Origin of the sequence: Phenylobacterium sp. (genome assembly GCF_035309685.1) — a bacterium.
GTDB lineage: Bacteria > Pseudomonadota > Alphaproteobacteria > Caulobacterales > Caulobacteraceae > Phenylobacterium.
Genome location: NZ_DATGEX010000016.1, coordinates 1 through 20589, shown reverse-complemented (window position 1 = coordinate 20589; position 20589 = coordinate 1). Strand labels below are relative to the sequence as shown.

The following is a 20589-nucleotide window of genomic DNA, read 5'->3' as shown; positions in this document are numbered from 1 at the left end:
GAGCTATCGATGGCCAGAGGTCTCGGCCGGGGGCTTTCCGCCCTGTTGGACGACGCGAGCGACGGCGACCCGCCCGGCGGCCCGGGCGAGGGTGTGCGCGAGATCCCCATCGAGCTGGTGCACCGCAATCCGGAACAGCCGCGGCGGCACTTCCCGGAGGCGGAGATCGCCGAACTCGAGGCTTCGATCCGCGACAAGGGCGTGCTGCAGCCGATTCTGGTGCGGCCCTCGCCCAAGACCCAGGGCGAATATGAGATCGTCGCCGGCGAGCGCCGCTGGCGCGCGGCGCAGAAAGCAGGCCTCAAGGCCATACCGGCGCTGGTGCGGGTGCTGGACGACGACAAGGCCTTCGAGATCGCCATCGTCGAGAACGTCCAGCGCGAAGACCTCAACGCCATGGAGGAGGCTCAGGCCTACCAGACGCTGATGCGGCGCATGGCCTACACCCAGGACAAGGCCGCCGCGGCGGTTGGCAAGTCGCGCAGCCACGTGGCCAACACCCTGCGCCTGCTGCAGCTGCCCGACAGCGTGCAGGACCACGTGCTGTTCGGCCGCCTGACCGCGGGCCACGCGCGGGCGATCCTCAGCGCCGCCTTCCCCGAGGTCCTGGCCCAAACCATTGTCGACAAAGGACTTTCCGTCCGCGACGCCGAGGCGCTCGCCAAGCGCAAGGACGGCGGGGCGGCCAAGAAGGCGTCCGGCCCGCGCCGCGCGGGCAAGAACACCGACACCGCCGCGCTGGAGGTCGATCTGGAGGATGCGCTGGGCATGAGCGTCGACATCGTCGACCGCGATGGCGCGGGGGAACTGCGGATCAAATACGCCACCCTCGAACAGCTCGACGAGCTCTGCCGCAGGCTGACCCGCCGATGATGCGCCTCTCATGATCCTGGCGAGCGGCAACCGCGTGCGTCTGCGCACCATCGGCGTGCGCGACCTGAAGGCCGCCACGGCGCACAGATATACGCTCTCGATCACCGAGCCGATGACCGATCCGGACCATGCGCGCCGCGCGCTGGACCAGACCGGCTTCTGGCAGCCCAAGGCCGGCGCCTGCGCCATCGAAAGCCTGGTCGAGGGCGACAATGGCCGCCTGATCGGCACCCTGCAGTTCTATGGCGCGGGGCCGGGCATCCATGGCCTGGAGATCGGCTATGTCCTGCACAGCGAGGACGACCGGGGTAAGGGCTATGCCTCTGAGGCGCTGCGGCTGTTCTCCGACCTGCTGTTCGCCGAGCACCCGGAGTGCCACCGCCTGCAGCTGATCATCGAGACTTGGAACGACGCTTCGGCGCGCCTGGCCGAGGCCTGCGGCTACGCGAGCGAAGGCATATTGCGCAAGGCCGGCTATTCCAGCCCCGACCAGCCATCGGATTGTTTCGTATATTCAAGGGTTAGGGACTAGCTCCCCGGTGTCATCCCGGTTTCGCGAAGCGAAGACCGGGACCCAGGATCACCGAGCCGCCGGAAGAACGCGACCGCGCCGCAGGCTCAAATCCCACGGCGGAGATCATGGGTCCCGGACAAGCGCTAGGCGCTTTCCGGGATGACCCAAGGCCGGGTGATCAGCCCTCGCCGTCGTCGTCGGCGGCCTTGGCCTTCTGGTCGATGTTGGTGGGCGCGGTCTTGTGGCCGGTGCGGTCCTCTTCGCGCGCGCCCTGCAGGATGCCGACGAGGCCGTAGTTCCCTTCGTGGCAGGCGTATTCGTAGACCTGGCCGGTGATCTTGGAGAACTCGTACTCGCCGCCCCAGGGCTGGGCGAAGACGGTGGGGTCCTCCACCCAGAACGAATAGTGCAGGCGGTCCTTGGCGGTGCGCGTGAAGCGCTCAGTGACCTTCAGGTGCTCCGACGCGCCGCGGAACACCTGTTCCGGGTTGAAGTTGGTGGTCTCGACCACCAGCGAATTGCCCTCCCAGTGGCCGATGGAGTCGCCCATCCAGGGCCGCACGGACGCCGGGATATGGGTCGAGGTGTTCAGCCGGATGTGGCGGATGTCGTGGACCATCTCCACGTCGATGGCGACCTCGTCCTTGGTCTGCACGAACTGGTAGGTGTTGTTGTAGAGCCCCGGCAGCATCACCGGGCCTGAGGAGTTGCCGAACGAGAGCAGGCAGCGCTCCCCGAGCGCGCGGGTCTCGGGATTATCGCTGGGGCCGGCGCCGGGCTTCAGCGTGCGCTGGCCGAACTGATTGACCTTCACGTCCTTGCGCATCGGCACGCGGCCGTCGGAGGTGGTGGTGATGAAGCCGTTGCGGGGCTGGCCGTTCACCCGCATGACCACGCTGCCCGGGTCGGTCCAGGCGGCGTTGTAGTTGCAGTTGGTGCCGCGGCCGCCGGAGCAGTCGGCCGGCAGGTCGGTGACCTTGGCGTTGGGATCGGTGGGCTTGTTGCCGAGATCGATCTGGGCCTTGGTCTTGCCCTCGATCTTCTGGGTCTGGGCCTCGGTCAGCACCAGGCTCGCCCCGTCGCGCGGGTTGCGCTCCAGGCGGGTGACCGTGGCGCTGGTCCAGACGCCCTGCAGGTCGGGATGGCCGTCGGCGGCCAGCGGCGCCTTGTAGCCGGTCTTCGGTGGCGTCGGCGGCTGGGCCGACGCCGGGGCCGCGGGCAGGACCAAAGTTCCCAGAACCGTCGAAAAGACTAACGCCTTCAGTCCCTTGGCCGACATGACACGCTCCCGGATGTCTTTGCAGTCATTGCTGCTTATGGGCGCAAGTATCCGGGCCTTCGGCGCTCACCGCAAGTGCGGCGCTTACAGCCCCAGCCGCCGCGCCCTGGCGGCCACCGCCAGCGCCAGCCGCTCGGCGATCAGCTGGTCCGGCGAGCCCGCGGTCTTGCACAGGCGGTCGGCGTTGAGGATCTCCGGCTGGATGCGGTCGAGCTCGTCGAGGTTCCACGACCGCGCCTGACGCAGGAACTCCCGCTCCTGCTTCCAGAAGACGCCCGCCGCCTTCGCCGCCTCCTGCATCCCGGCGCCGTTCTTGGCCAGCGTCAGCGCGCGGCGCAGGCGGCCCAGGTGCATGCCCATGGCGCGCACCGCCGCGGGCCCGCCTTCGCCCTCCTGCGCGGCGCGCCGCAGGCCCGCCTGCGCTTCGCCCAGCCGTCCGCCGAAGGCGTCGACGGCGGCGTCGGAGAGCGAGGCCTCCGGCTCGACGCCCAGGAACGGCTCCAGATCGGCCGGCGTCGCCGTCGCCCCGCTGCCGGGGCCGAGGTAGAGGGCCAGGCGCTCGATCTCCTGGCGCGCGACGCCGCGCTCCTTGGGCATCCGCGCCACGAACATCGCCAGCGCCTCGCCGGTCAGCGAGAGGTTGTCCTTGGCCAGGCTGTCCCGCACCTGGCGCGCGACATCGCCGGGTTCGTCCTCGTAGCAGGGGATGGTCGCGACGCCATTGGCCTTCTCCGCCGCCTTGCGCAGCGCCGAGTCGCGGCCAAGGGCGCCCGCCTCGATCAGCAGGAAGGCGTCGGGATTGAGCTCGCCGGCGGCATGCCTGGTCAGGGCCTCGGCGGCCAGCTTGTCGAGGGCCGCCTTCTCGGTGGCGAACCGCAGGCGCACCAGCCGCCGGCCGCCCATCAGCGACTGTGCCGCAAGTTCGCCCTCAAGGCGGCCCGCATCGGCGTCCAGGTCGCCGTCGGTGAGCTGGGCCACGTCGAAGGGATCGTTGGGGTCCTTGGCGATCTTGCCGGCCAGCTGCTGGCCGCGCTCGCGCACCACGCCGAGGTCACGGCCGTAGATCAGGGCGGCGCGGACGTCGCCGTCAGGTCGGCTCAGGAACCGCTCGATGTCCGGGCGCTTGCCGAGGATCATCTTGAGCCTCAGTCTCCGGTGGGCAGGCCCGTCGGGGTCACCGAATTGGCCGGCGGCGGGACCACCTTGGGCGCGGTCTTGGCGTGCGGCTCGCCGGTCGCCAGCCAGGCGGCGACCTCCAGCTGGATACGGCGCGCGGCCTCCTGCGCCACCCGGTCGGCGGCGTCCTGCTCCTCGGCGATCGAGCCGTAGGGCTGGTCGGGGGAATCGTAGGTGACCTCGGCCCGGACCCGGCCCTTCTTGACGATCTCGCCGGACGGCATACTGGCCAGCGTATAGTCGGCGGTCAGCACATATTCGTAGCGGCTGGCGACGTTGTCGGTGCGGATGCCGCGCGGGTAGCGCGCCTCGGACATGGCCAGGCGCATGGTGTAGGCGGCCGGCGCGTTGTGGTCCTTGGCGAAGGCGTCGTCGAGGTGCTGGCGGATCAGGAAGCCGGTGCGGCCCTGCGGCGCCACCACATTGATGCTGGCCAGCTTCGAATTGACCCCCGGCGCGGCGTAGAGCGGCGTGAAGCCGCAGCCGCCGAGCAGCAGGCTCGCGCCGAGCGCGGCGCCAACCGCCAGGAGCGTGCGGGCATGTTTGCGGACGGGGGCCACCTAGGCGGCCACGATATTGACGATGCGGTCGGGCACCACGATCACCTTGCGGATAGTCAGGCCCTCTAGGCGCCGCGCAATCTCGGGATCGTCAAGCACCATCTTCTCCACATCGGCCGCCGAGGCCCCGGCGGGCGCCGATATTTCGCCCCGCCGCTTGCCGTTCACCTGTACCGGCAGGGTGCGCATGGCGTCCTCAGTGAGCGCCGGATCGAAGGCCGGCCAGGGGGCCATGGCCGCCATGCCCTGGCCGCCGACGCGGATCCAGCACTCCTCCGCCAGGTGCGGCGTGAAGGGGGCGATCAGCCGGGCGAAGGCCGACAGCGCCTCGTGGCGGGCGGCCAGCAGGGCGGGCGAGGCGCCCGCCGCGGGGTTGGCCTTCAGCAGGTTCAGGAACTCGTACAGCCGGGCGATGCCGGAGTTGAAGCGGAAGCCGTCGATGGCCTCGGTGACCTGCTTGGTCAGCTTGTGGGTGGCGCGGCGCACGGCGGTGGCCGCGTCATCGTCGCCCCCCTTGGCGTTCTCGGCGCCGGCCTGCGCGCCCGCCGGCTGGCTCTCGAACTCTTCCCAGACGCGGTTGACGAACCGCCAGGCGCCCTGGACGCCGGCGTTGGACCACATGGCGTCGCGCTCCGGCGGGCTGTCGCTCAGCACGAAGAGGCGCGCGGCGTCGACGCCGTAGACGTCGAAGATCTCCTCCGGCGCGACGGTGTTGCGCTTGGACTTCGACATCTTCTCGACGTCGCCGATCACCACCTCGGCGCCGGTCTCGATCAACTTGGCGCGGCGCGACTTGCCCTCCGCGACGATCTCGACGTCCTTGGGCTCGACCCATTCGCCGCTCTGCTTGCGGTAGGTCTCGTGGGTGACCATCCCCTGCGTGAACAGGCCCGCGAAGGGCTCGCGCATGCTCAGCTGGCCGTCGTCGGCCAGCGCCTTGGTCACGAACCGCGCATAGAGCAGGTGCAGCACCGCGTGCTCGATGCCGCCGATGTACTGGTCGACCGGCAGCCAGTAGTCGGCCGCGGCCTTGTCGATCGGCTGGGCGAAGTCCGGATTGGCGAAGCGGGCGAAGTACCAGGACGAGTCCACGAAGGTGTCGAGCGTATCGACCTCCCGCGTCGCCGGTCCGCCGCAGGCCGGGCAGGTGGTGTGCTTCCAGGTCGGGTGGCGCGCCAGCGCATTGCCGGGCTTGCCGAACTCCAGATCGTCGGGCAGCGCGATGGGGAGCGCCGATTTCGGCAGCGGGACGACGCCGTCCCTGTCGCAATGCACCACGGGAATCGGGCAGCCCCAGGCGCGCTGGCGGGCCACGCCCCAGTCGCGCAGGCGGAAGACCGTCGCGCCGACGCCCTGGCCCTGGGCTTCCATCTGGGCGATGGCGGCGGCCTTGGCGGCCTCCACGTCCAGGCCGTCCAGGAACTGCGAGTGAAAGATGGTCCCCGGGCCCACATAGGGCTCGTCGCCGATGGCGAAGGTGGCGGGATCTTCCCCAGGCGGCAGCACCACCGGGATCACCGGCAGCTTGTATTTGTGGGCGAAATCCAGGTCGCGCTGGTCGTGCGCCGGGCAGCCGAAGAGGGCGCCCGCGCCATAGTCCATCAGCACGAAGTTGGCGATCCAGACCGGCAGCTCCCAGCTGGGATCGAAGGGGTGCTTGACCCTAACCCCGGTGTCGAAGCCCAGCTTCTCGGCGGTGTCGATCTCGGCCTGGGAGGCCCCGCCCTTGCGGCATTCCTCGATGAAGGCCTGGGCGGCGGCGTTCTTCGCCGCGACCTGCTGGGCTAGCGGGTGATCGGCGGCGATGGCCACGAAGCTCGCGCCGAACAGGGTGTCGGGCCGGGTCGTGTAGACCTCCAGGCCGTCCGCGAAGCCCACGGGCGGCTCGCCGGCGAACGCGAACGAGAACGTCAGGCCCTTGGAGCGGCCGATCCAGTTCTCCTGCATGACACGGACCTTCTCCGGCCAGCGCTCCAGGGTCTCCAGGTCGTCGGTCAGCTGGTCGGCGTAGTCGGTGATGCGGAAGAACCACTGGTTCAGCTTGCGCTTCTCGACCACGGCGCCCGACCGCCAGCCGCGGCCGTCGACCACCTGCTCGTTGGCCAGCACGGTCATGTCGACCGGGTCCCAGTTCACCATCCCCTCGCGGCGATAGACCAGGCCGCGCGCATAGAGGTCCAGGAACAGCGCCTGCTGCTGGCCGTAGTAGTCGAGGTCGCAGGTGGCGAACTCGCGGGACCAGTCGATGCTGAGGCCCAGCTCCTTCAACTCGGACCGCATGCGGGCGATGTTGTCGTAGGTCCAGCCCTTGGGATCGACGCCGCGCTCCATGGCGGCGTTTTCGGCGGGCAGGCCAAAGGCGTCCCAGCCCATGGGATGCAGGACGGAGAAGCCGCGGGCGCGCTTGAAGCGGGCGATCACGTCGCCCAGCGCATAGTTGCGCACATGGCCCATGTGCAGACGCCCCGACGGATAGGGGAACATCTCCAGCACATAGTACTTGGGCTTGTCCGGATCGATCACCGCGCGGAAGGCGTCGGCGTCCGCCCAGGCCTTGCGCCACTTGGGCTCGGTCTCTTTGGGATTGTAGCGGGCCATCGTCAGGGAGGCTTTGGACTGGAGTTGAAGGTCCGGTCAACGCCTCTTGGGAAGACGCGCCGACTCACGAAGGATCAGAGGGGCTGATTAGCCCTTGATGTTCGAAAGTCGAAGCTGGCGCGCGCGGGTCAGGATGGCGTTTTCGAGGTCCGTCTCGGTCTGGCTGGCCGAGGGGGCGTCGATCCATTGACCGTCGGGGGCCTTGTTCTGCTTGAACACCGCCACGTTCAGCCCGTCGGCGCGCAGGCGCGCGTCCAGGATGTAGACGGTGACCTTCAGACGCTCGTTCGGCGCTTCCGGGTTCGCATACCAATCGGTGATGATCACCCCGCCGTAGGGATCGGCCGAGGCCAGCGGCAGGAAGGACAGGGTGTCCAGGGTCGCCCGCCACAGATAGCCGTTCACGCCGATGGAGGCGGCCGAGTCAGGATTGGTCACCTGTTTCGGGCCGTCGCCGCCGCCGAGCGGATGCATGATGTGGGAACAACCCGCCACGCCCAACGCGGCGCAGGCCAAGGCGCTCACCGCAACGCCACGCATCCAGGTACCGCGTACAAACGGCATATGTATCCGTCTCCAAAGAATTCCGTCGCGCCCAAGCCAAGCGCTAAGGCGCCGCCCCGCGCCGGGGTCTCTATAACAACGCCGTGTCAGTCGCCAAACAGGAATCGCGTGGCCCAGCCGCCACAGGAGGCGAGGTTCTTGGCTGCATTAAGGCTTAACAGGCCCGACTTTAGTTGACCTTAACCGCGGTGGTTCTCTAATCGGCCTCCACCGTAGCGACGCCTGGGGGAATCCTGGGGGTGCGTAGGCTGCGCGCAGGGGCTATATGTTGGGCATGTCCGTCCGCGGTATCGCAATGCTGGTCGCTACGACCGCCCTCGCGGGCGGCGTGTGCGGCGTTGCGCAGGCGGCTCCGGCCACTGTGGCCGCCGTCGCCGCGACCCCGGCCGCCGCCGCCAAGCCGCTCGATTTCACGGTGCATGCCGAGAGCTCGCCGGCCATTCCGGGCGTCCAGACGCTGAAGTGGGACGCGGCAAAGGGTCACTGGGGCGTCACCTTCAACATGCGTCAGCCCGACACCCGCGAAACCACGCTCAACGACATCCAGGCCGGGGCCTACTACAAGATCACGCCGGCGCTGCGGGTCGGCGGCGCCTTCGCCTTCGGCAGCGAGCAGGTCGCGCCGGGTCCGAAGCCGAACGCCCCGGACCCCACTCAGCCGCGCGTGCAGCTCGAGACCAAGTTCAAGTTCTAGGGTTCGCAAGGCCCTCCACCGCCGCCAGACCGACCAGGCCCGTATCCTTCAGGAGGCGGGCTTTTTTGTTGCCGACGCCGCCCAGGCCGTAGACCGGACCCTTCACCCGCCGGACCAGCAAGGCCAGGCGGACCGCGCCTATCGGCCGGCCCGCCGACGCGCTGCGGCTGGCGAACACCGCCGAGGCCACCACCGCGTCCGCGCCGGCGGCCAGCCCTCGCCGCGCGGCCAGCGTCGAGTGCGCCGCGGCGGTGACGAGCCAGCGAGGGTGCGCCGCCTTCAGCCGCCGCGCCCGGTGCGCCAGCCGCTCCGGCAGATGGACGCCATCGGCGCCGATCCGCGCAGCGAGCGCCGCGTCCTGCCCGACAAGCAGGATCAGTCCGCGCGTGCGGGCGACGGCCCTCAGCCGCGCGCCCCGCTCGGCGGCGTCAGCGGCCCCGAAGGCCCGGAACACCACGCCGGCCCCGCGCGGCAGGGTGGCGGCGATGGCTTCCGGGTTGGGCGTCCGCTCGGGATCGGTGAAGAACAGCAGGGCGGGCAGGGCCTTTCGCGCGCCCGCACGGCGCCCTAGGAAGGCCGCGGTTCTCGCCAAGGTCCAGAAGCCCGAAATGGCCGTCTCTCCGTCAGCCTATGCCGATGTCGTGGCCCGGATCGGCCGTGCGGCGCAAGCCGCCGGACGCTCACCCGCTGATGTCACTCTGGTCGCGGTCTCGAAGATGCAGCCGTGGGACGCGGTCGCCCCGGTGCTCGCCGCCGGCCAGCGGGTGTTCGGCGAGAACCGCGTGCAGGAGGCCGAACAGCGCTGGGGCGGCAAGAACGCCGGCCTGACCCTGCACCTGATCGGCCCGCTGCAGACCAACAAGGCCGCCGACGCGGTGGCCTTCTTCGATGTCATCGAGACCCTGGACCGTGAAAAGCTGGCCCGCGTCCTGGCCGACGAGGTCCAGAAGCAGGGCCGATCCCCCCGCTTCTACGTCCAGGTGAACACCGGCGAGGAGCCGCAGAAGGCCGGCGTCGTCCCGGCCGACGCCGACGCCTTCATCGCGATCGTCCGCAAGACCTACGGCCTGGAGCCGGAGGGGCTGATGTGCATCCCGCCCGCCGATGAGCCCGCCGGCCCGCACTTCGCGCTGCTCGCCAGAATCGCCGCGCGCAATGGGCTGGCCAGGCTGTCCATGGGCATGAGCGACGATTTCGAGACCGCCATCGCCTTTGGCGCCACCAGCGTGCGGGTCGGCTCGGCGGTGTTCGGCGCCCGAACCTAGGCGGCCTGCGCCGGATCGAAGACCGCCAGGTCCGGCTCGATCCAGCTCCGGCGGGCCTCGACAGAAAACAGCCGGTCCTTCGACCAGAAGGCCAGCAGCCAGTCCGGGCGCCCGAGGCGCGAGGCCATCAGCGCGTCGACCACCTCGTGCAGGGGCAAGGACGCACGCGCCTCAAGGAACGCCCGCGCCGCGGCGATGGAGGCCAGCGTGATGGTCTCGTGGTAGCCGCCATCGTCGGTGTTGGCGACGCCGGTGGCCTCGTTGTAGGCGCGGATCATCGGCGGCATGCGTCGTCGCACCACCGCCTCTGGCTCGTGGCGCAACAGCCAGAGCGCGGCGGCGAAGTGGCCGGCGTGGGTCCACTCGGCCTTGGGCAGCGAGCGGTCGATCAGTCCAAAGCCCAGGCGGGCGACGGCGGCGTCATCGGGAAAGTGGCGGGTCATTTGAGGGCTCTTTCGAAGGAAAGGCCCGGCCCGGAGGAGGTCTTGGCGCATGAAAAACCCCGCCGGCCGGGCGGGGTTGGCAGCTCGTTCGAGGGGTCGAAAGACCTATCCCGGAACGCGCACGCGCACCCCCGCCGCGAAGCGACGATTCTGCTGCTGGGTGCATTTGCGGCAACGAGCCATGCGCCCTCCTAAGGGCCCCAACGCGCAGCTGTCAACGCAACCGTCGTTACGCCAGGCGGATTTCCACGGCGTCGCCGGGCTTCGCGGCGGCCAGCAATTCTTCCATGTCGGCGCGGGTCACCGCCACGCAGCCCTCGGTGGGCAGATAGCCATCGCGGGCCAGGTGCAGGAAGATGCAGGAGCCCATGGGCGCGACGGGCGGCTCGTCGTTGTGCCCTAGCACCACCACCAGATCGTAGAGGTGGTCCTCGCGCCACATCCGCTCGGCGCCGGCCGGGTGGGGCAGCTTGACGGGGCGGTTATAGGCGGGGTCGCCCGGCGCATCGCACCAGCCATCGTCCGGCGCCAGGGGCGAGCTTGGCAGAGAGGTCCTTGGCGTCGCGCCCCGGTCCGGCCGGTAGAGCAGGCGGCGGATCGGCCAAATCCCGGCCGGTGAGGCGAGGTCGCCTTCGCGCTTGTCCGCAGCCGGCCTCACGCCGTTTTTGCCGAGCGCGCAGCGCACGCGCCGGCTCCCCAGATCGAGGAAACCGTCGGCGGTGGCGATGAAGTTCACGCAGGGGCTCCCCAAATACCTTTGCTCCCATCCGGCAACACGGTGCATGTTCTAGCGGTCATGGCTCAACGCAAGACCCTCCTCATCGTCGATGACGACGCGGACCTGCGCGGGGCCGTCGCCGAGCAGCTGCAGGCCGAGGACTTCTCGACCATCGAGGCCGCCAACGCCGCGGACGGCGTGCGGCTGGCGCAGACCGAGCGGCCGGACCTGATCCTGCTCGACGTCGACCTGCCCGATTTCGACGGCCGCGAGGCCTGCCGCCGCATCCGCGCCAGCGGCGTCGCCACCCCGGTGATCATGCTCACCGCCGCGTCCGAGGACGACGACACCGTCCAGGGCCTCGACGCCGGGGCCAACGACTACGTCACCAAGCCCTACAAGTTCGCCGTCCTGCTGGCCCGCATCCGGGTGCAGCTGCGCGACTACGAGCATTCCGAGGGCGCGGTCTTTCGCCTGGGCGCCTACGAGTTCCGCCCCGCCGCCAAGATGCTGATCGATCCGCAGGCGCGAAAGATCCGCCTGACGGAGAAGGAAACCAACATCCTGAAATACCTCTACCGGGCCGGCGAAAAGCCGGTGTCGCGCGAGGAGCTGCTGGCCGAGGTCTGGGGCTACAACGCCGGGGTCACGACCCACACCCTGGAAACCCACGTCTACCGCCTGCGCCAGAAGATCGAGAGCGATCCGGCCAACGCCAAGTTGCTGCTGACCGAAGCGGGCGGGTATCGGCTGGCGCCTTAATAACTTTACAGCTTACTGCAACTTTTATAAGTTGCGTGACGCTGTGAGGATGGCCCATGGGCAAATACGATCCCCTTAAGACGTTCCTGCTGGCTCAGGCCGGCGACGCCGTGCCGATGACGTTCGTCGAAATTGAGCGGGTGTTGGGGACGACGCTGCCGCGCTCGAAACGATATCCGGCGTGGTGGAGCAACAACCCGTCGAACAACATGATGACCGACGTCTGGCTGGACGCCGGCTTCATGACCGAACAGGTGGATATTGCCGGAGAGCGGCTGGTCTTCCGCCGCAAGCCTTCCGACCTCGCGGCGTCCGGCGTGGCCGAGGCCGCCCCGGCCTTCTTGGGCGGGCGGGCGGGATGGCTAGGCCGGCTGCGGGCGCAGATGCGCGGCACCGTGCAGGTCGCGCCGGGCTGGGACCTTACGCAGCCGACCGGCGAGGTGTGGGATGCCGAGCGCGAATGACCCGGCCAATCCTGCTCGACACTTGCGCCCTCATCTGGTTCGCGAACAACGACATCCTGTCGCGCGCCGCGGAGGACGCCCTGGTCGCCGCCGACGCTAGCGGTGTCGCCGTGTCCCCGATATCGGCGTGGGAGATCGGCATGCTGGTCGCCAAGGGCCGTCTGCGGATGACGAGCAGCCCCATGGATTGGTTTCAGCGGGTGATCGATCTTGGCGTGGCGCTAGCCCCCTTGCCGCCGGCGATATTGATCGCGAGTTCATCGTTGCCCAGCGACAGGCTGCGTGATCCCGCAGACCGGATCATCGCCGCGACTGCGCGCGCCTTGAACTATCGCCTGATGACCCGCGACAAGCCCCTGCTCGACTTCGCCGCCGACGGCCACATGACCGCGATCGCCTGCTAGAGCACCAGGTCCGCGCTGACCGGCGCGTGGTCGCTGGGGCGTTCCCATTCGCGCACGTCGTCGTGGATCCGCGCTGCCGCCGCGCCCAGCCGGAAGGCGGCGTCGCGCAGGCCGGGCGTCACCAATATGTGGTCGAGCCGCAGGCCGCGGTTCGACTGGCGGAAGTCCTGGGCGCGGTAGCTCCACCAACTCGCCAGCTTCTGCGGTTCCGGATGGGCCTCGCGGACCAGGTCGGTGAACTGGCCCGCGCGGTGCAGCGCCCACATGGCCTCGACCTCCACGGGCGTGTGGCTGACGATCTTGGACATGTACTTGTGGTTCCAGACGTCGTTCTCGCCGGGCGCCACGTTCAGGTCGCCGACGATGGCCAAGGGCGCCTTGGGATCGCGCCTGGCCATCTCGGCGGTCAGCTTCTCGTAGAAGTCGAGCTTGTGGTCGAACTTGGGGTTCTCCACGCGGTCGGCCACGTCGCCGCCGGCCGGGATGTAGAAGTTCTGGATCTCCACGCCGGCCACCTTCGCGCCGACGCAGCGGGCGTGGCCTTCGCGGCAGACGTCCAGCGGCGCCGGATCCTCGATGGGCAGGCGCGAGGCGATGGCGACGCCGTGCCAGCCCTTCTGCCCGGCGATCTTCAGGTGCGGCAGGCCCATGTCGATGAAGGCCTGTTTCGGGAACTCGCCCTCGCGGCACTTGATCTCCTGCATGCACAGCACGTCGGGCGCCTGTTCGGCCACGAAACGGGCGGCCTGTTCGGCGCGCAGGCGGACGGAGTTGACGTTCCAGGTGCAGATACGAAGGCGCATGCGCTCCCTTAAGCGGCCCGGATCGCAATGGGAATTGGGGATCGGGAGGGCGGGATAAAGGAACGCCCGGGCACTGGAGAAGCCCGGGCGTTTTAGTTGTCTCTCATGCCGCCGCCGGGAGGGGATAGGTTCCGGCACGGATTCCATCGGCGCGTGCGCCGCGCCAATGGCCTAGTGGCACTGAAGACACAGGTAAGACGAAAGTCAAGAGTTTCGGAGTTAGCGCTTGCTCGTGGCGAATTCGTCACAGACGGCCCGGATCGGACGGCTTCGGGCGGGTGTCCTTGAGCACGAACAGCGCGGGATCCAGGCCCGCCGCCGGCGCGAGGCCGGTGATGCGGATATTGGTGGCGCGTCCCTGCGCGTCGGTCACCGTCCAGCCGATCAGGGCCATGGGCGCGCTGGTGAAGGTGAGCGCGATCTGGCCGGCGGTTTCCTTCTTGCCGTCGCGGGCGGTGATGGTGAAGCCGTCGGCGGCATGGGCGACGTGGATCACCTGGACGCCCTTGTCGAGCCGGATGGTCTTGGCCAGGAACAGCGACAGCGGCGTCGCGCCTAAGGGGTAGGCCGTGAAGCTGTTCAGCCGCTTGTCCTGCACGATTACCCGGCCGCCGTCGGAGACCACCAAGAGGCCGGACGGCGGATCGTAGGCGAAGCGGGCCTTGCCGGGGCGTTTGAGGAACAGCTCGCCGGTGGTGGTCGCGCCGCGGGCGTCGGTCTGAGTGAAGCGGCCGTGGGCCTCGCCAAGCCCCTGCAGATAGGCCACCGCCTTGTCGACCAGCGCCTGATCGGCGGCGGAGACGCCCGATCCTTGCTGGGCAGGCGCGGGCTGGGCGAGCGCGCCGAGCGGCGGCGCCAGGGCGATGACGGCGCAAAGGGCGATCAGGTGGCGGCGTGTGGTCATGGCGGCAGATTGCTCAGCTTTCTTGTCTGTAGAATGGCGCGGCAGGATGGCTCTAACGCGTCCGGGCCTCAGAAGGCGCCTGTGCGGCTGGGCGCCAGCGTCAGGCGGGCGCGGTCCGGCGCGCCGTTGCCGCCGGGACAGCCGGCCGGCTGGAACTTCAGATCGTAGCAGACCCGCACCTCGGAAAGCGCGTCGTCGCTGCGCCGGCTCTGGACGAAGATCTCGTCGGCGGTGAGCCAGGGATTCCTGGCGACGAAGGCGGCGCGCACCGCGCCGGCGGTCAGCTCGCCGGGCGCGATGGCCTCGATCTTCGGGATCGCGATGCGGTCGTACAGCTTCGCGGACTGGGCGAAGAAGGCCCTGGCGTCGGGCCAGGCGGCGCAGGTCCCATGCTTCTGCCATTCGTGCTGCAAGAGGACCGCGGACGGCGTGCGCCGCCACATTTCGCGCACCAGCGAAATGTCCAGCGGGCCGGTCGGCTTGCAGAAGCTCGGGTAGGGCGGATGCGCGCCGTCCGGCCACAGGCCGTGCAGGGTGAAGCCCAGCGGGCGGACGCACTCCATCTCCTTCGCGCTCGCCCCGCTGCCGCCCGATCGGCACCACTCCGGCGTCCAGCTCAGCGCCAGCACATAGTAGGCGATCGGCACGCCGGTCACGACCTCGTCGGGCCGCGGATTGAGCGCCGGCGCGGGCTTCAGATCGGCGGGCGGCGCGGCCGAGAGCGCGAACACGGCGGTCAGGACGGAAGCGGGCAGGATCATGCCGCGAGCCTATCGCGCGCCGGCTGCGATTGACAGGCAAGTAATTACTTGCATATTGACGCCATGACCGACGACACGGACAAGGTCTTCAAGGCGCTGGCGGATGCGAGCCGCCGCGCGTTGCTGGACGACCTCTTCCGGGAACCCGGCCAGACCCTGGGCGCGCTGGCCTCGCGCCTGGAGATGACCCGGCAGGGCGTCAGCCAGCACCTTAGCGTTCTGGAGGCCGCCAACCTGGTCGCCACCGTCAAACGCGGCCGCGAGAAGCTGCACTACCTCAATCCCGTGCCGATCCACGAGGTCCAGGCCCGCTGGATCGCGAAATTCGAACGGCCGCGGCTCGACGCCCTGGCCGCGCTCAAGCAACGCCTCGAAGGAGACGTAACCGATGGATAAGCCGAGCTTCGTCTATGTGACTTACATCGCCACCACCGCCCAGAAGGTCTGGGACGCGATCACCGACGCCGAACAGAGCGCCTGCTACTGGATGCGCAGCAATGTCTCCGACTGGAAGGTCGGCTCGACCTGGGCGCACAAATTCCCCGACAAGGCCGCCGACCTGATCGGCACGGTGCTGGAAAGCGATCCGCCGAAGCGGCTGGTGCTGACCTGGGCCGGTCCCGCCCACGTCGACAATCCCGAGCGGGTCAGCCGGGTCGCCTTCGATATCGACCAGATGGGCGACAAGGTGCGGCTGACCATGAGCCACACCGAGCTGACGCCGGCGGGCCTGAAGGACGTCGCCGCCGCCTGGCCCGCGGTGCTGTCGAACATGAAGACCTACCTGGAAACCGGCGGCGTCATCCCCGACGCCTTCGGCGGCATCCACGACGAATAAGAGGATGCGAGAAGAAGAACCACGAACCCACACAAACACCACGAACGCGCCCGAGAGAGCCTGCCGGCCGCAGGCCAGTCCTGAAACTTCAGAGCCAGGAGAACTTGGCTAGCGGCGATTCAGCCCGCACGGCGCGTTCGTGGTGTTCGTGTGGGTTCGTGGTTGAATCTTGAAAGCCGCTTCGCGGGGCAGGTCCTACGGCGCCGCGCTCACCAAAATCTCGCGCTTGCCGGCGTGGTTGGCGGCGCCCACGACGCCCTCCTGCTCCATGCGCTCCATCAGGGATGCGGCGCGGTTGTAGCCGATCTGCAGGCGGCGCTGGATGTAGCTGGTGGACGCCTTGCCGTCGCGGGTGACCACGGCCACGGCGCGGTCGTAGAGGTCGTTCGACTCGCCGCCCTCGCCGCCGAAACCCAAGTCGCCCATCTCGCCGTCCTCTTCCGGCGCGGCGGTGACCTCTTCCAGATATTGCGGCTGGCCCTGCTCGCGCAGGAACTTGGCCACCGCTTCCACCTCTCCATCGCTGACGAAAGGTCCGTGCAGGCGGGTGATCCGCCCGCCGCCCGCCATGTAGAGCTGGTCGCCCTGGCCGAGCAGCTGTTCCGCGCCCTGCTCGCCCAGGATGGTGCGGCTGTCGATCTTGGAGGTGACCTGGAAGCTGATCCTCGTCGGGAAGTTGGCCTTGATGGTGCCGGTGATCACATCGACCGAGGGGCGCTGGGTGGCCATGATCAGATGGATGCCGGCCGCCCGCGCCATCTGCGCCAGGCGCTGGACGGCGCCTTCGATGTCCTTGCCGGCCACCATCATCAGGTCGGCGACCTCGTCGATGATCACCACCAGCATCGGCATCGGTTCGGGGGTGATCTTCTCGCTCTCGTAGATCGCGCGGCCGGTCTCGTCGAAGCCGGTCTGGACGGTGCGCTCGAAGTGCTCGCCCTTGGCGGCGGCCTCCTTGGCGCGCTCGTTGTAGGAGGCGACGTTGCGCACGCCGATCTTCGACATGCGGCGGTAGCGGTCCTCCATCTCGCGCACGGTCCACTTCAGCGCGACGATGGCCTTCTTCGGATCGGTGACGACCGGCGCCAGCAGGTGCGGGATGCCGTCGTAGACGGAAAGCTCCAGCATCTTCGGGTCGATCATGATCATCCGGCACTGGTCCGGCGGCAGGCGGTAGAGGATCGACAGGATCATGGCGTTGACGCCCACCGACTTGCCGGAGCCGGTGGTGCCGGCGATCAAGAGGTGGGGCATGCGCGCCAGGTCGGCGATATAGGGCTCGCCGCCGATGGTTTCGCCAAGCGCCATGGGGAGCGTCTGGCCGCCGCGCTCGTATTCTGGGCTGGCCAGCAGGTCGCGCAGATAGACCGTCTCGCGCTTCTGGTTGGGGAGCTCGATGCCGATGGCGTTGCGGCCGGGCACGACCGAGACGCGGCAGGCCGCGACGCTCATGGAGCGGGCGATATCGTCGCTGAGCGCCACCACGCGGGCCGATTTCACCCCGGCGGCCGGCACCAGCTCGTAGAGGGTGACGACGGGGCCCGGGCGGATCTGGTCGATGGTCCCCTTCACGCCGAACTCGGCCAGCACGCTTTCCAGCAGCTGGGCGTTCTGGCGCAGCGCGCCCTCATCGAACTGGGCGGCGCGGGGCTTGGGTTTGGCCAGCATGGAAAGCTCAGGCAGCGCGAAGCCGCCGGGCCGCAGGAACTCGAAGGTCGATTGCGCCTCCCGCTGCTCGCGCGGGCTTTCCTTGGGCGCCGCCTTGGGCGCCTTCACCTTGGGGCCGTCCCCCGGCTCCAGCGCCGCGACAGGCGCGGCGTCGAAGGCCGTGTCCGGAATGCCTTCGCCGCGGCGGGCGGCGATGCGCGCGGCGCGCTCCGGCTTGACCGTCTTGGCGAGCGGCTTGGGCTTGGGCGTCAGCACGACCGACAGCCACTCGCCCAGCGTCCGCAGCTCCGCGCGGCGCAGGCCGATGGCGTAGCCCAGCGTCCCCAGGCCGGCCGCCAGGAAGACGCCGGCGGCGATCGGCCGGGCGATCGGCACGTGGGCGTAGGCTAAGAGGCCCGCCAGGCCCGACAGCAGCGCGTCGCCCCACAGCCCGCCCAGCCCCTTGGCCAGCGGCCAGTTGGCCGGCGGCGCGGGCCAGGCCAGCGCCGCGGCCAGCGCCAGGACGCCCAGGACGCCGACCAGGGCGCGCAGGCGCAGGTGACCGCGGCTGGCGGCCGGCTCGCTCGCCGCGGCGCGGCAGAGGCCGAGCACGATGACGGTGAGCGCCCCAAAGGCGCAGGCGAGCCCCAGCGACTGCACGCCCAGGTCGGCGAGCACGGCGCCCGGACCACCCAACGCATTGGTCGCCGCCGCGGGGCTGGCGGCGTTCAGGCTGGGGTCGGCGGCGTTGTAGGTCAGGAAGGCCACGGCCAGCGCCGCGCCAGCCGCGGCGGTGACGCCGCCCCGCAGGCGCGCGGTCGCTGGATGGCTCCAGGCGAGGTCGGCGATGTGCCAGACCAAGGCCATGCCGGTCTTCCGCGCCGTCCGCGCCATACGAGAACCACTCCAGCTTACAAATCAGCCGGCTATGTTTCGCGCGGGGATGGTTAACCGGCATTTACTTTGAAGGGGCCGCGATCGCGATTTGCGGGCGGTCCGCCCGCGCATTAGGGTCGCGCCATGCAGTGGTCCATGCCCCGTCGCGTGCTTCAGGTGGTCGCCGTCCTGATCGGCCTGATCTCCGTCTCCGCCTTCGCCGCCGGGATCATCAATGCGCCGTCGCGCGGCCGGATGCCGGGCGAGAAGGTCGCCGGCCAGGCGGGCGGCGCGGCGCTGGTCGCCACCGACGCCACGCCGCTGGGCGCCGACCGCATCGAGGGCCTGGCGCCCCGCGAGCTGACGCCCGAGGAAAAGGAAAAGCTCGAGGCCGACAAGGAAGCCAAGGAGGAGGCCGACGAGGCGGTCAAGGCGGCCGCCGCCACGGCCCCGCCCGGCGTCAGCGTCCCGGCCGCCCCGTCCTCACCGGCCGCCGTCGCCAGCGAAACCCCGCCGGCCCCGCCGCCGGACGAGGCCCCGCACTAAGCCACCCCGTTCGCCTTGAAGAAGGCCAGCATCTTGGCCCAGCCGTCCTTGGCCGCGTCGGCGTTGTAGCTGGAGCGGTAGTCGGCCAGGAAGCCGTGATCGGCGTTGGGATAGACGATGATCTCGTCGTTCTTGCCCGCGGCCTTGAGCGCCGCGCGCATGTCCTCGACATCCTTCTGGGAAATGCCCTTGTCGAGGGCGCCGTAGAGGCCGAGCACCGGGCACTTGAGGTCCTTGACCAGATCGATCGGCGGGGTGCGCGGGTAGGCCCCGGCCTTCAAGGGGCCGTACCAGGCGACGCCGGCCTTGAACTCGCCGAAGCGTTCGCAGCAGAGCCAGGTCGCGCCGCCGCCCCAGCAGAAGCCGGTGACGCCCAGACGCTTCATGTCCGCATAGGGTTGGGCGGCGAGGAAGGCCAACGAGGCCTTGGTGTCGGAGGTGACCTGGTCGCCCGGCGTCGCCTTGACGATATCCATGATCACCTTGAAGTCGGTGGTCTTCGACGGATCGCCCGCACGAACGAACAGGTCGGGGGCGAGCGCCACGTAGCCGGCCTTGGCGAGGCGGCGGCAGATGTCCTTCACCCACTCGTGCACCCCGAAGATCTCGGAATTGACGAACACCACCGGGTGTTTCCCCTTGCCGGCGGGCCTGGCGAGATAGCCGGGGATCTTGCGGTCGGCGGCCTGGATCTCGACGGTTTCGGCGACCAGGCCTTGCGTGTCGGTGGTGATCGGCTCGGCGTCGGCGGAGTAGGCGGCCACGGCGTAGCCGCCGGCCAGCGCCAGCGCGATGGTGCGGCGGGTGAGTTCCGGTTCGGCCACCCAGTTGCCGTCGGCCCGGATGTGGGGTGCGCGGGAGCGAGTGAGCAAGGGAAGCCTCCGTTAGGGTAATTGTGGTTGTTAAGCCGACACTGCGGCGCCACGACACAGGGAGTCAAAGCCGCGGCGTATGTGGATGAGCCTCTTCAAGGCCCCGCTTTCGGAGCCCGACGGGGCGTCATTTGACTCATGTGCTTGGCGCGATTGGAGACTTTCACCCTTGCGAGCGCCCGCAATTTCCCCATATCGGCTGGCGACAACGGGCTTGGCGCGAAGACATCTTCGCTGTGGGGTCCTTGTTAAGACCAGATCGAACCGGGGACGTTGCAAGACCGGGGCGCTTCACCTGAAGGCCTCCCGTAGCGTCCGCCAACAAGGAGCGAGCTAGACTCTCAATGAGCAAGATTATCGGTATTGACCTCGGCACGACCAATTCCTGCGTCGCCATCATGGATGGCAAGACGCCGAGGGTGATCGAAAACGCCGAGGGCGCGCGCACCACCCCCTCGGTGGTGGCCTTCCTGGAGGATGGCGAGCGCCTGGTGGGTCAGCCGGCCCGCCGCCAGGGCGTGACCAATCCGACCAACACCCTCTTCGCCATCAAGCGCCTGATCGGCCGCCAGATGAACGATCCGATGGTGGAGAAGGACAAGGGCATGGTGCCCTACGAGATCGTCAAGGGCCCGAACGGCGACGCCTGGGTGCGCGCCCACGGCACGGACTATTCGCCCCAGCAGGTCTCGGCCTTCATCCTGCAGAAGATGAAGGAAGCCGCCGAGCAGCATCTCGGCGAAAAGGTCGAAAAGGCGGTCATCACCGTCCCGGCCTATTTCAACGACGCCCAGCGCCAGGCGACCAAGGACGCGGGCAAGATCGCGGGCCTGGAAGTCCTGCGGATCATCAACGAGCCGACCGCCGCGGCGCTCGCCTATGGCCTGGAGAAGAACGACGGCAAGAAGATCGCCGTCTACGACCTGGGCGGCGGCACCTTCGACGTCTCGATCCTGGAGATCGGCGACGGCGTCTTCGAGGTGAAGTCGACCAACGGCGACACCTTCCTGGGCGGCGAGGACTTCGAC

24 protein-coding genes are annotated in these 20589 nt (G+C 69.1%); 11 read left to right on the top strand and 13 right to left on the bottom strand.

The window, feature by feature from the left end:
* Positions 1–9 precede the first annotated feature (9 nt).
* Positions 10–873, top strand: a complete 864-nt coding sequence (locus VKQ35_RS04515; RefSeq protein WP_324358966.1) for a ParB/RepB/Spo0J family partition protein — start codon at positions 10–12, stop codon at positions 871–873.
* Between the two features lie 10 nt (positions 874–883).
* Positions 884–1405, top strand: a complete 522-nt coding sequence (locus VKQ35_RS04510; protein WP_324358964.1) for a GNAT family protein — start codon at positions 884–886, stop codon at positions 1403–1405.
* A gap of 160 nt (positions 1406–1565) precedes the next feature.
* On the opposite strand, the gene VKQ35_RS04505 is transcribed toward VKQ35_RS04510, so the two are convergent.
* The 5 genes from VKQ35_RS04505 to VKQ35_RS04485 all read right to left on the bottom strand — a co-directional run bounded on the left by VKQ35_RS04505 (position 1566) and on the right by VKQ35_RS04485 (position 7540).
* Entirely contained in the window at positions 1566–2666 is a 1101-nt protein-coding gene (locus tag VKQ35_RS04505) for a hypothetical protein (protein WP_324358962.1), read from the bottom strand.
* A gap of 84 nt (positions 2667–2750) precedes the next feature.
* On the bottom strand, positions 2751–3803 hold the full coding sequence (holA, locus tag VKQ35_RS04500) for a DNA polymerase III subunit delta (protein ID WP_324358960.1): 1053 nt from the start codon (positions 3801–3803) through the stop codon (positions 2751–2753).
* Positions 3804–3811: 8 nt separating this feature from the next.
* Entirely contained in the window at positions 3812–4402 is a 591-nt protein-coding gene (gene lptE / locus VKQ35_RS04495) for an LPS assembly lipoprotein LptE (RefSeq protein ID WP_324358958.1), read from the bottom strand.
* Positions 4403–7000 carry a leucine--tRNA ligase gene (leuS, locus tag VKQ35_RS04490; RefSeq protein WP_324358956.1) on the bottom strand — a complete coding sequence of 866 codons (2598 nt, stop codon included), beginning with the start codon at positions 6998–7000 and terminating at the stop codon, positions 4403–4405.
* An 87-nt stretch (positions 7001–7087) separates the two neighbouring features.
* On the bottom strand, positions 7088–7540 hold the full coding sequence (locus VKQ35_RS04485) for a DUF3576 domain-containing protein (RefSeq protein ID WP_414692308.1): 453 nt from the start codon (positions 7538–7540) through the stop codon (positions 7088–7090).
* 298 nt (positions 7541–7838) lie between these two features.
* Here VKQ35_RS04485 and VKQ35_RS04480 point away from each other — a divergent pair, with 298 nt between their 5' ends.
* Positions 7839–8258 (top strand): NtrZ family periplasmic regulatory protein, encoded by a 420-nt coding sequence (locus VKQ35_RS04480; RefSeq protein ID WP_324358952.1) that lies wholly within the window; start codon positions 7839–7841, stop codon positions 8256–8258.
* Here the strand turns inward: VKQ35_RS04480 and VKQ35_RS04475 are convergent.
* Positions 8248–8850: a thiamine phosphate synthase gene (locus VKQ35_RS04475; protein WP_324358950.1), complete on the bottom strand. Its 603-nt coding sequence runs from the start codon at positions 8848–8850 to the stop codon at positions 8248–8250. The two genes, VKQ35_RS04480 and VKQ35_RS04475, sit on opposite strands and share 11 nt — an antisense overlap.
* Positions 8851–8866: 16 nt before the next feature.
* Between VKQ35_RS04475 and VKQ35_RS04470 the strand changes: the two genes are divergently transcribed.
* Positions 8867–9523 (top strand): YggS family pyridoxal phosphate-dependent enzyme, encoded by a 657-nt coding sequence (locus VKQ35_RS04470; RefSeq protein ID WP_324358948.1) that lies wholly within the window; start codon positions 8867–8869, stop codon positions 9521–9523.
* Here VKQ35_RS04470 and VKQ35_RS04465 read toward each other — a convergent pair.
* Both VKQ35_RS04465 and VKQ35_RS04460 read right to left on the bottom strand, forming a co-directional pair.
* Positions 9520–9966 carry a hypothetical protein gene (locus tag VKQ35_RS04465; protein ID WP_324358946.1) on the bottom strand — a complete coding sequence of 149 codons (447 nt, stop codon included), beginning with the start codon at positions 9964–9966 and terminating at the stop codon, positions 9520–9522. The two genes, VKQ35_RS04470 and VKQ35_RS04465, sit on opposite strands and share 4 nt — an antisense overlap.
* A 229-nt stretch (positions 9967–10195) precedes the next feature.
* Positions 10196–10702, bottom strand: a complete 507-nt coding sequence (locus VKQ35_RS04460; protein WP_324358944.1) for a L,D-transpeptidase family protein — start codon at positions 10700–10702, stop codon at positions 10196–10198.
* A 60-nt stretch (positions 10703–10762) separates the two neighbouring features.
* Between VKQ35_RS04460 and VKQ35_RS04455 the strand changes: the two genes are divergently transcribed.
* Genes VKQ35_RS04455 through VKQ35_RS04445 form a run of 3 tightly spaced genes read left to right on the top strand, consistent with a single transcriptional unit; the run spans position 10763 to position 12314 of the window.
* Positions 10763–11446: a response regulator transcription factor gene (locus VKQ35_RS04455; protein ID WP_324358942.1), complete on the top strand. Its 684-nt coding sequence runs from the start codon at positions 10763–10765 to the stop codon at positions 11444–11446.
* A 56-nt stretch (positions 11447–11502) separates the two neighbouring features.
* A complete protein-coding gene (locus tag VKQ35_RS04450; RefSeq protein ID WP_324358940.1) occupies positions 11503–11910 on the top strand; it encodes a DUF7662 domain-containing protein in 408 nt (135 codons plus the stop codon).
* On the top strand, positions 11907–12314 hold the full coding sequence (locus tag VKQ35_RS04445) for a type II toxin-antitoxin system VapC family toxin (RefSeq protein ID WP_324358938.1): 408 nt from the start codon (positions 11907–11909) through the stop codon (positions 12312–12314). Before VKQ35_RS04450 ends, VKQ35_RS04445 begins: the two co-directional genes overlap by 4 nt.
* On the opposite strand, the gene xth is transcribed toward VKQ35_RS04445, so the two are convergent.
* The 3 genes from xth to VKQ35_RS04430 form a co-directional block, all read right to left on the bottom strand.
* Positions 12311–13117, bottom strand: coding sequence for an exodeoxyribonuclease III (gene xth / locus VKQ35_RS04440; RefSeq protein ID WP_324358936.1), 807 nt, complete (start codon positions 13115–13117; stop codon positions 12311–12313). The two genes, VKQ35_RS04445 and xth, sit on opposite strands and share 4 nt — an antisense overlap.
* 244 nt (positions 13118–13361) lie before the next feature.
* Complete coding sequence (locus VKQ35_RS04435; protein WP_324358934.1) at positions 13362–14021, bottom strand: outer membrane lipoprotein carrier protein LolA; 660 nt, start codon at positions 14019–14021, stop codon at positions 13362–13364.
* 68 nt (positions 14022–14089) lie between these two features.
* Positions 14090–14782: a ribonuclease T2 family protein gene (locus tag VKQ35_RS04430; protein WP_324358932.1), complete on the bottom strand. Its 693-nt coding sequence runs from the start codon at positions 14780–14782 to the stop codon at positions 14090–14092.
* Positions 14783–14845: 63 nt separating this feature from the next.
* Here VKQ35_RS04430 and VKQ35_RS04425 point away from each other — a divergent pair, with 63 nt between their 5' ends.
* The gene (locus tag VKQ35_RS04425; RefSeq protein WP_324358930.1) at positions 14846–15178 is read left to right on the top strand and encodes a metalloregulator ArsR/SmtB family transcription factor; all 333 of its coding nucleotides are present in this window, start codon (positions 14846–14848) and stop codon (positions 15176–15178) included.
* Positions 15171–15620, top strand: coding sequence for an SRPBCC family protein (locus tag VKQ35_RS04420; RefSeq protein ID WP_324358928.1), 450 nt, complete (start codon positions 15171–15173; stop codon positions 15618–15620). The genes VKQ35_RS04425 and VKQ35_RS04420 overlap by 8 nt, the downstream gene beginning before the upstream one ends.
* Positions 15621–15815: 195 nt before the next feature.
* On the opposite strand, the gene VKQ35_RS04415 is transcribed toward VKQ35_RS04420, so the two are convergent.
* Positions 15816–18161: a DNA translocase FtsK gene (locus VKQ35_RS04415; RefSeq protein WP_324358926.1), complete on the bottom strand. Its 2346-nt coding sequence runs from the start codon at positions 18159–18161 to the stop codon at positions 15816–15818.
* A gap of 138 nt (positions 18162–18299) precedes the next feature.
* Between VKQ35_RS04415 and VKQ35_RS04410 the strand changes: the two genes are divergently transcribed.
* Complete coding sequence (locus VKQ35_RS04410) at positions 18300–18689, top strand: hypothetical protein (protein ID WP_324358924.1); 390 nt, start codon at positions 18300–18302, stop codon at positions 18687–18689.
* On the opposite strand, the gene VKQ35_RS04405 is transcribed toward VKQ35_RS04410, so the two are convergent.
* Entirely contained in the window at positions 18686–19561 is an 876-nt protein-coding gene (locus VKQ35_RS04405; protein ID WP_324358922.1) for a dienelactone hydrolase family protein, read from the bottom strand. The two genes, VKQ35_RS04410 and VKQ35_RS04405, sit on opposite strands and share 4 nt — an antisense overlap.
* Before the next feature lie 344 nt (positions 19562–19905).
* Between VKQ35_RS04405 and VKQ35_RS04400 the strand changes: the two genes are divergently transcribed.
* A partial coding sequence (locus VKQ35_RS04400; protein WP_324358920.1) for an Hsp70 family protein occupies positions 19906–20589 on the top strand: 684 nt, incomplete at its 3' end.

Bases quoted from the DNA above. Each gene is read 5' to 3' on its own strand.
- VKQ35_RS04515 (WP_324358966.1), top strand. From the start codon at position 10: ATGGCCAGAGGTCTCGGCCGGGGGCTTTCCGCCCTGTTGGACGACGCG.
- VKQ35_RS04510 (WP_324358964.1), top strand. From the start codon at position 884: ATGATCCTGGCGAGCGGCAACCGCGTGCGTCTGCGCACCATCGGCGTG.
- VKQ35_RS04505 (WP_324358962.1), bottom strand. From the start codon at position 2,666: ATGTCGGCCAAGGGACTGAAGGCGTTAGTCTTTTCGACGGTTCTGGGA.
- holA (WP_324358960.1), bottom strand. From the start codon at position 3,803: ATGATCCTCGGCAAGCGCCCGGACATCGAGCGGTTCCTGAGCCGACCT.
- leuS (WP_324358956.1), bottom strand. From the start codon at position 7,000: ATGGCCCGCTACAATCCCAAAGAGACCGAGCCCAAGTGGCGCAAGGCC.
- VKQ35_RS04485 (WP_414692308.1), bottom strand. From the start codon at position 7,540: ATGCGTGGCGTTGCGGTGAGCGCCTTGGCCTGCGCCGCGTTGGGCGTG.
- VKQ35_RS04480 (WP_324358952.1), top strand. From the start codon at position 7,839: ATGTCCGTCCGCGGTATCGCAATGCTGGTCGCTACGACCGCCCTCGCG.
- VKQ35_RS04470 (WP_324358948.1), top strand. From the start codon at position 8,867: ATGGCCGTCTCTCCGTCAGCCTATGCCGATGTCGTGGCCCGGATCGGC.
- VKQ35_RS04465 (WP_324358946.1), bottom strand. From the start codon at position 9,966: ATGACCCGCCACTTTCCCGATGACGCCGCCGTCGCCCGCCTGGGCTTT.
- VKQ35_RS04455 (WP_324358942.1), top strand. From the start codon at position 10,763: ATGGCTCAACGCAAGACCCTCCTCATCGTCGATGACGACGCGGACCTG.
- VKQ35_RS04450 (WP_324358940.1), top strand. From the start codon at position 11,503: ATGGGCAAATACGATCCCCTTAAGACGTTCCTGCTGGCTCAGGCCGGC.
- VKQ35_RS04445 (WP_324358938.1), top strand. From the start codon at position 11,907: ATGACCCGGCCAATCCTGCTCGACACTTGCGCCCTCATCTGGTTCGCG.
- xth (WP_324358936.1), bottom strand. From the start codon at position 13,117: ATGCGCCTTCGTATCTGCACCTGGAACGTCAACTCCGTCCGCCTGCGC.
- VKQ35_RS04435 (WP_324358934.1), bottom strand. From the start codon at position 14,021: ATGACCACACGCCGCCACCTGATCGCCCTTTGCGCCGTCATCGCCCTG.
- VKQ35_RS04430 (WP_324358932.1), bottom strand. From the start codon at position 14,782: ATGATCCTGCCCGCTTCCGTCCTGACCGCCGTGTTCGCGCTCTCGGCC.
- VKQ35_RS04425 (WP_324358930.1), top strand. From the start codon at position 14,846: ATGACCGACGACACGGACAAGGTCTTCAAGGCGCTGGCGGATGCGAGC.
- VKQ35_RS04420 (WP_324358928.1), top strand. From the start codon at position 15,171: ATGGATAAGCCGAGCTTCGTCTATGTGACTTACATCGCCACCACCGCC.
- VKQ35_RS04415 (WP_324358926.1), bottom strand. From the start codon at position 18,161: ATGGCGCGGACGGCGCGGAAGACCGGCATGGCCTTGGTCTGGCACATC.
- VKQ35_RS04410 (WP_324358924.1), top strand. From the start codon at position 18,300: ATGCCCCGTCGCGTGCTTCAGGTGGTCGCCGTCCTGATCGGCCTGATC.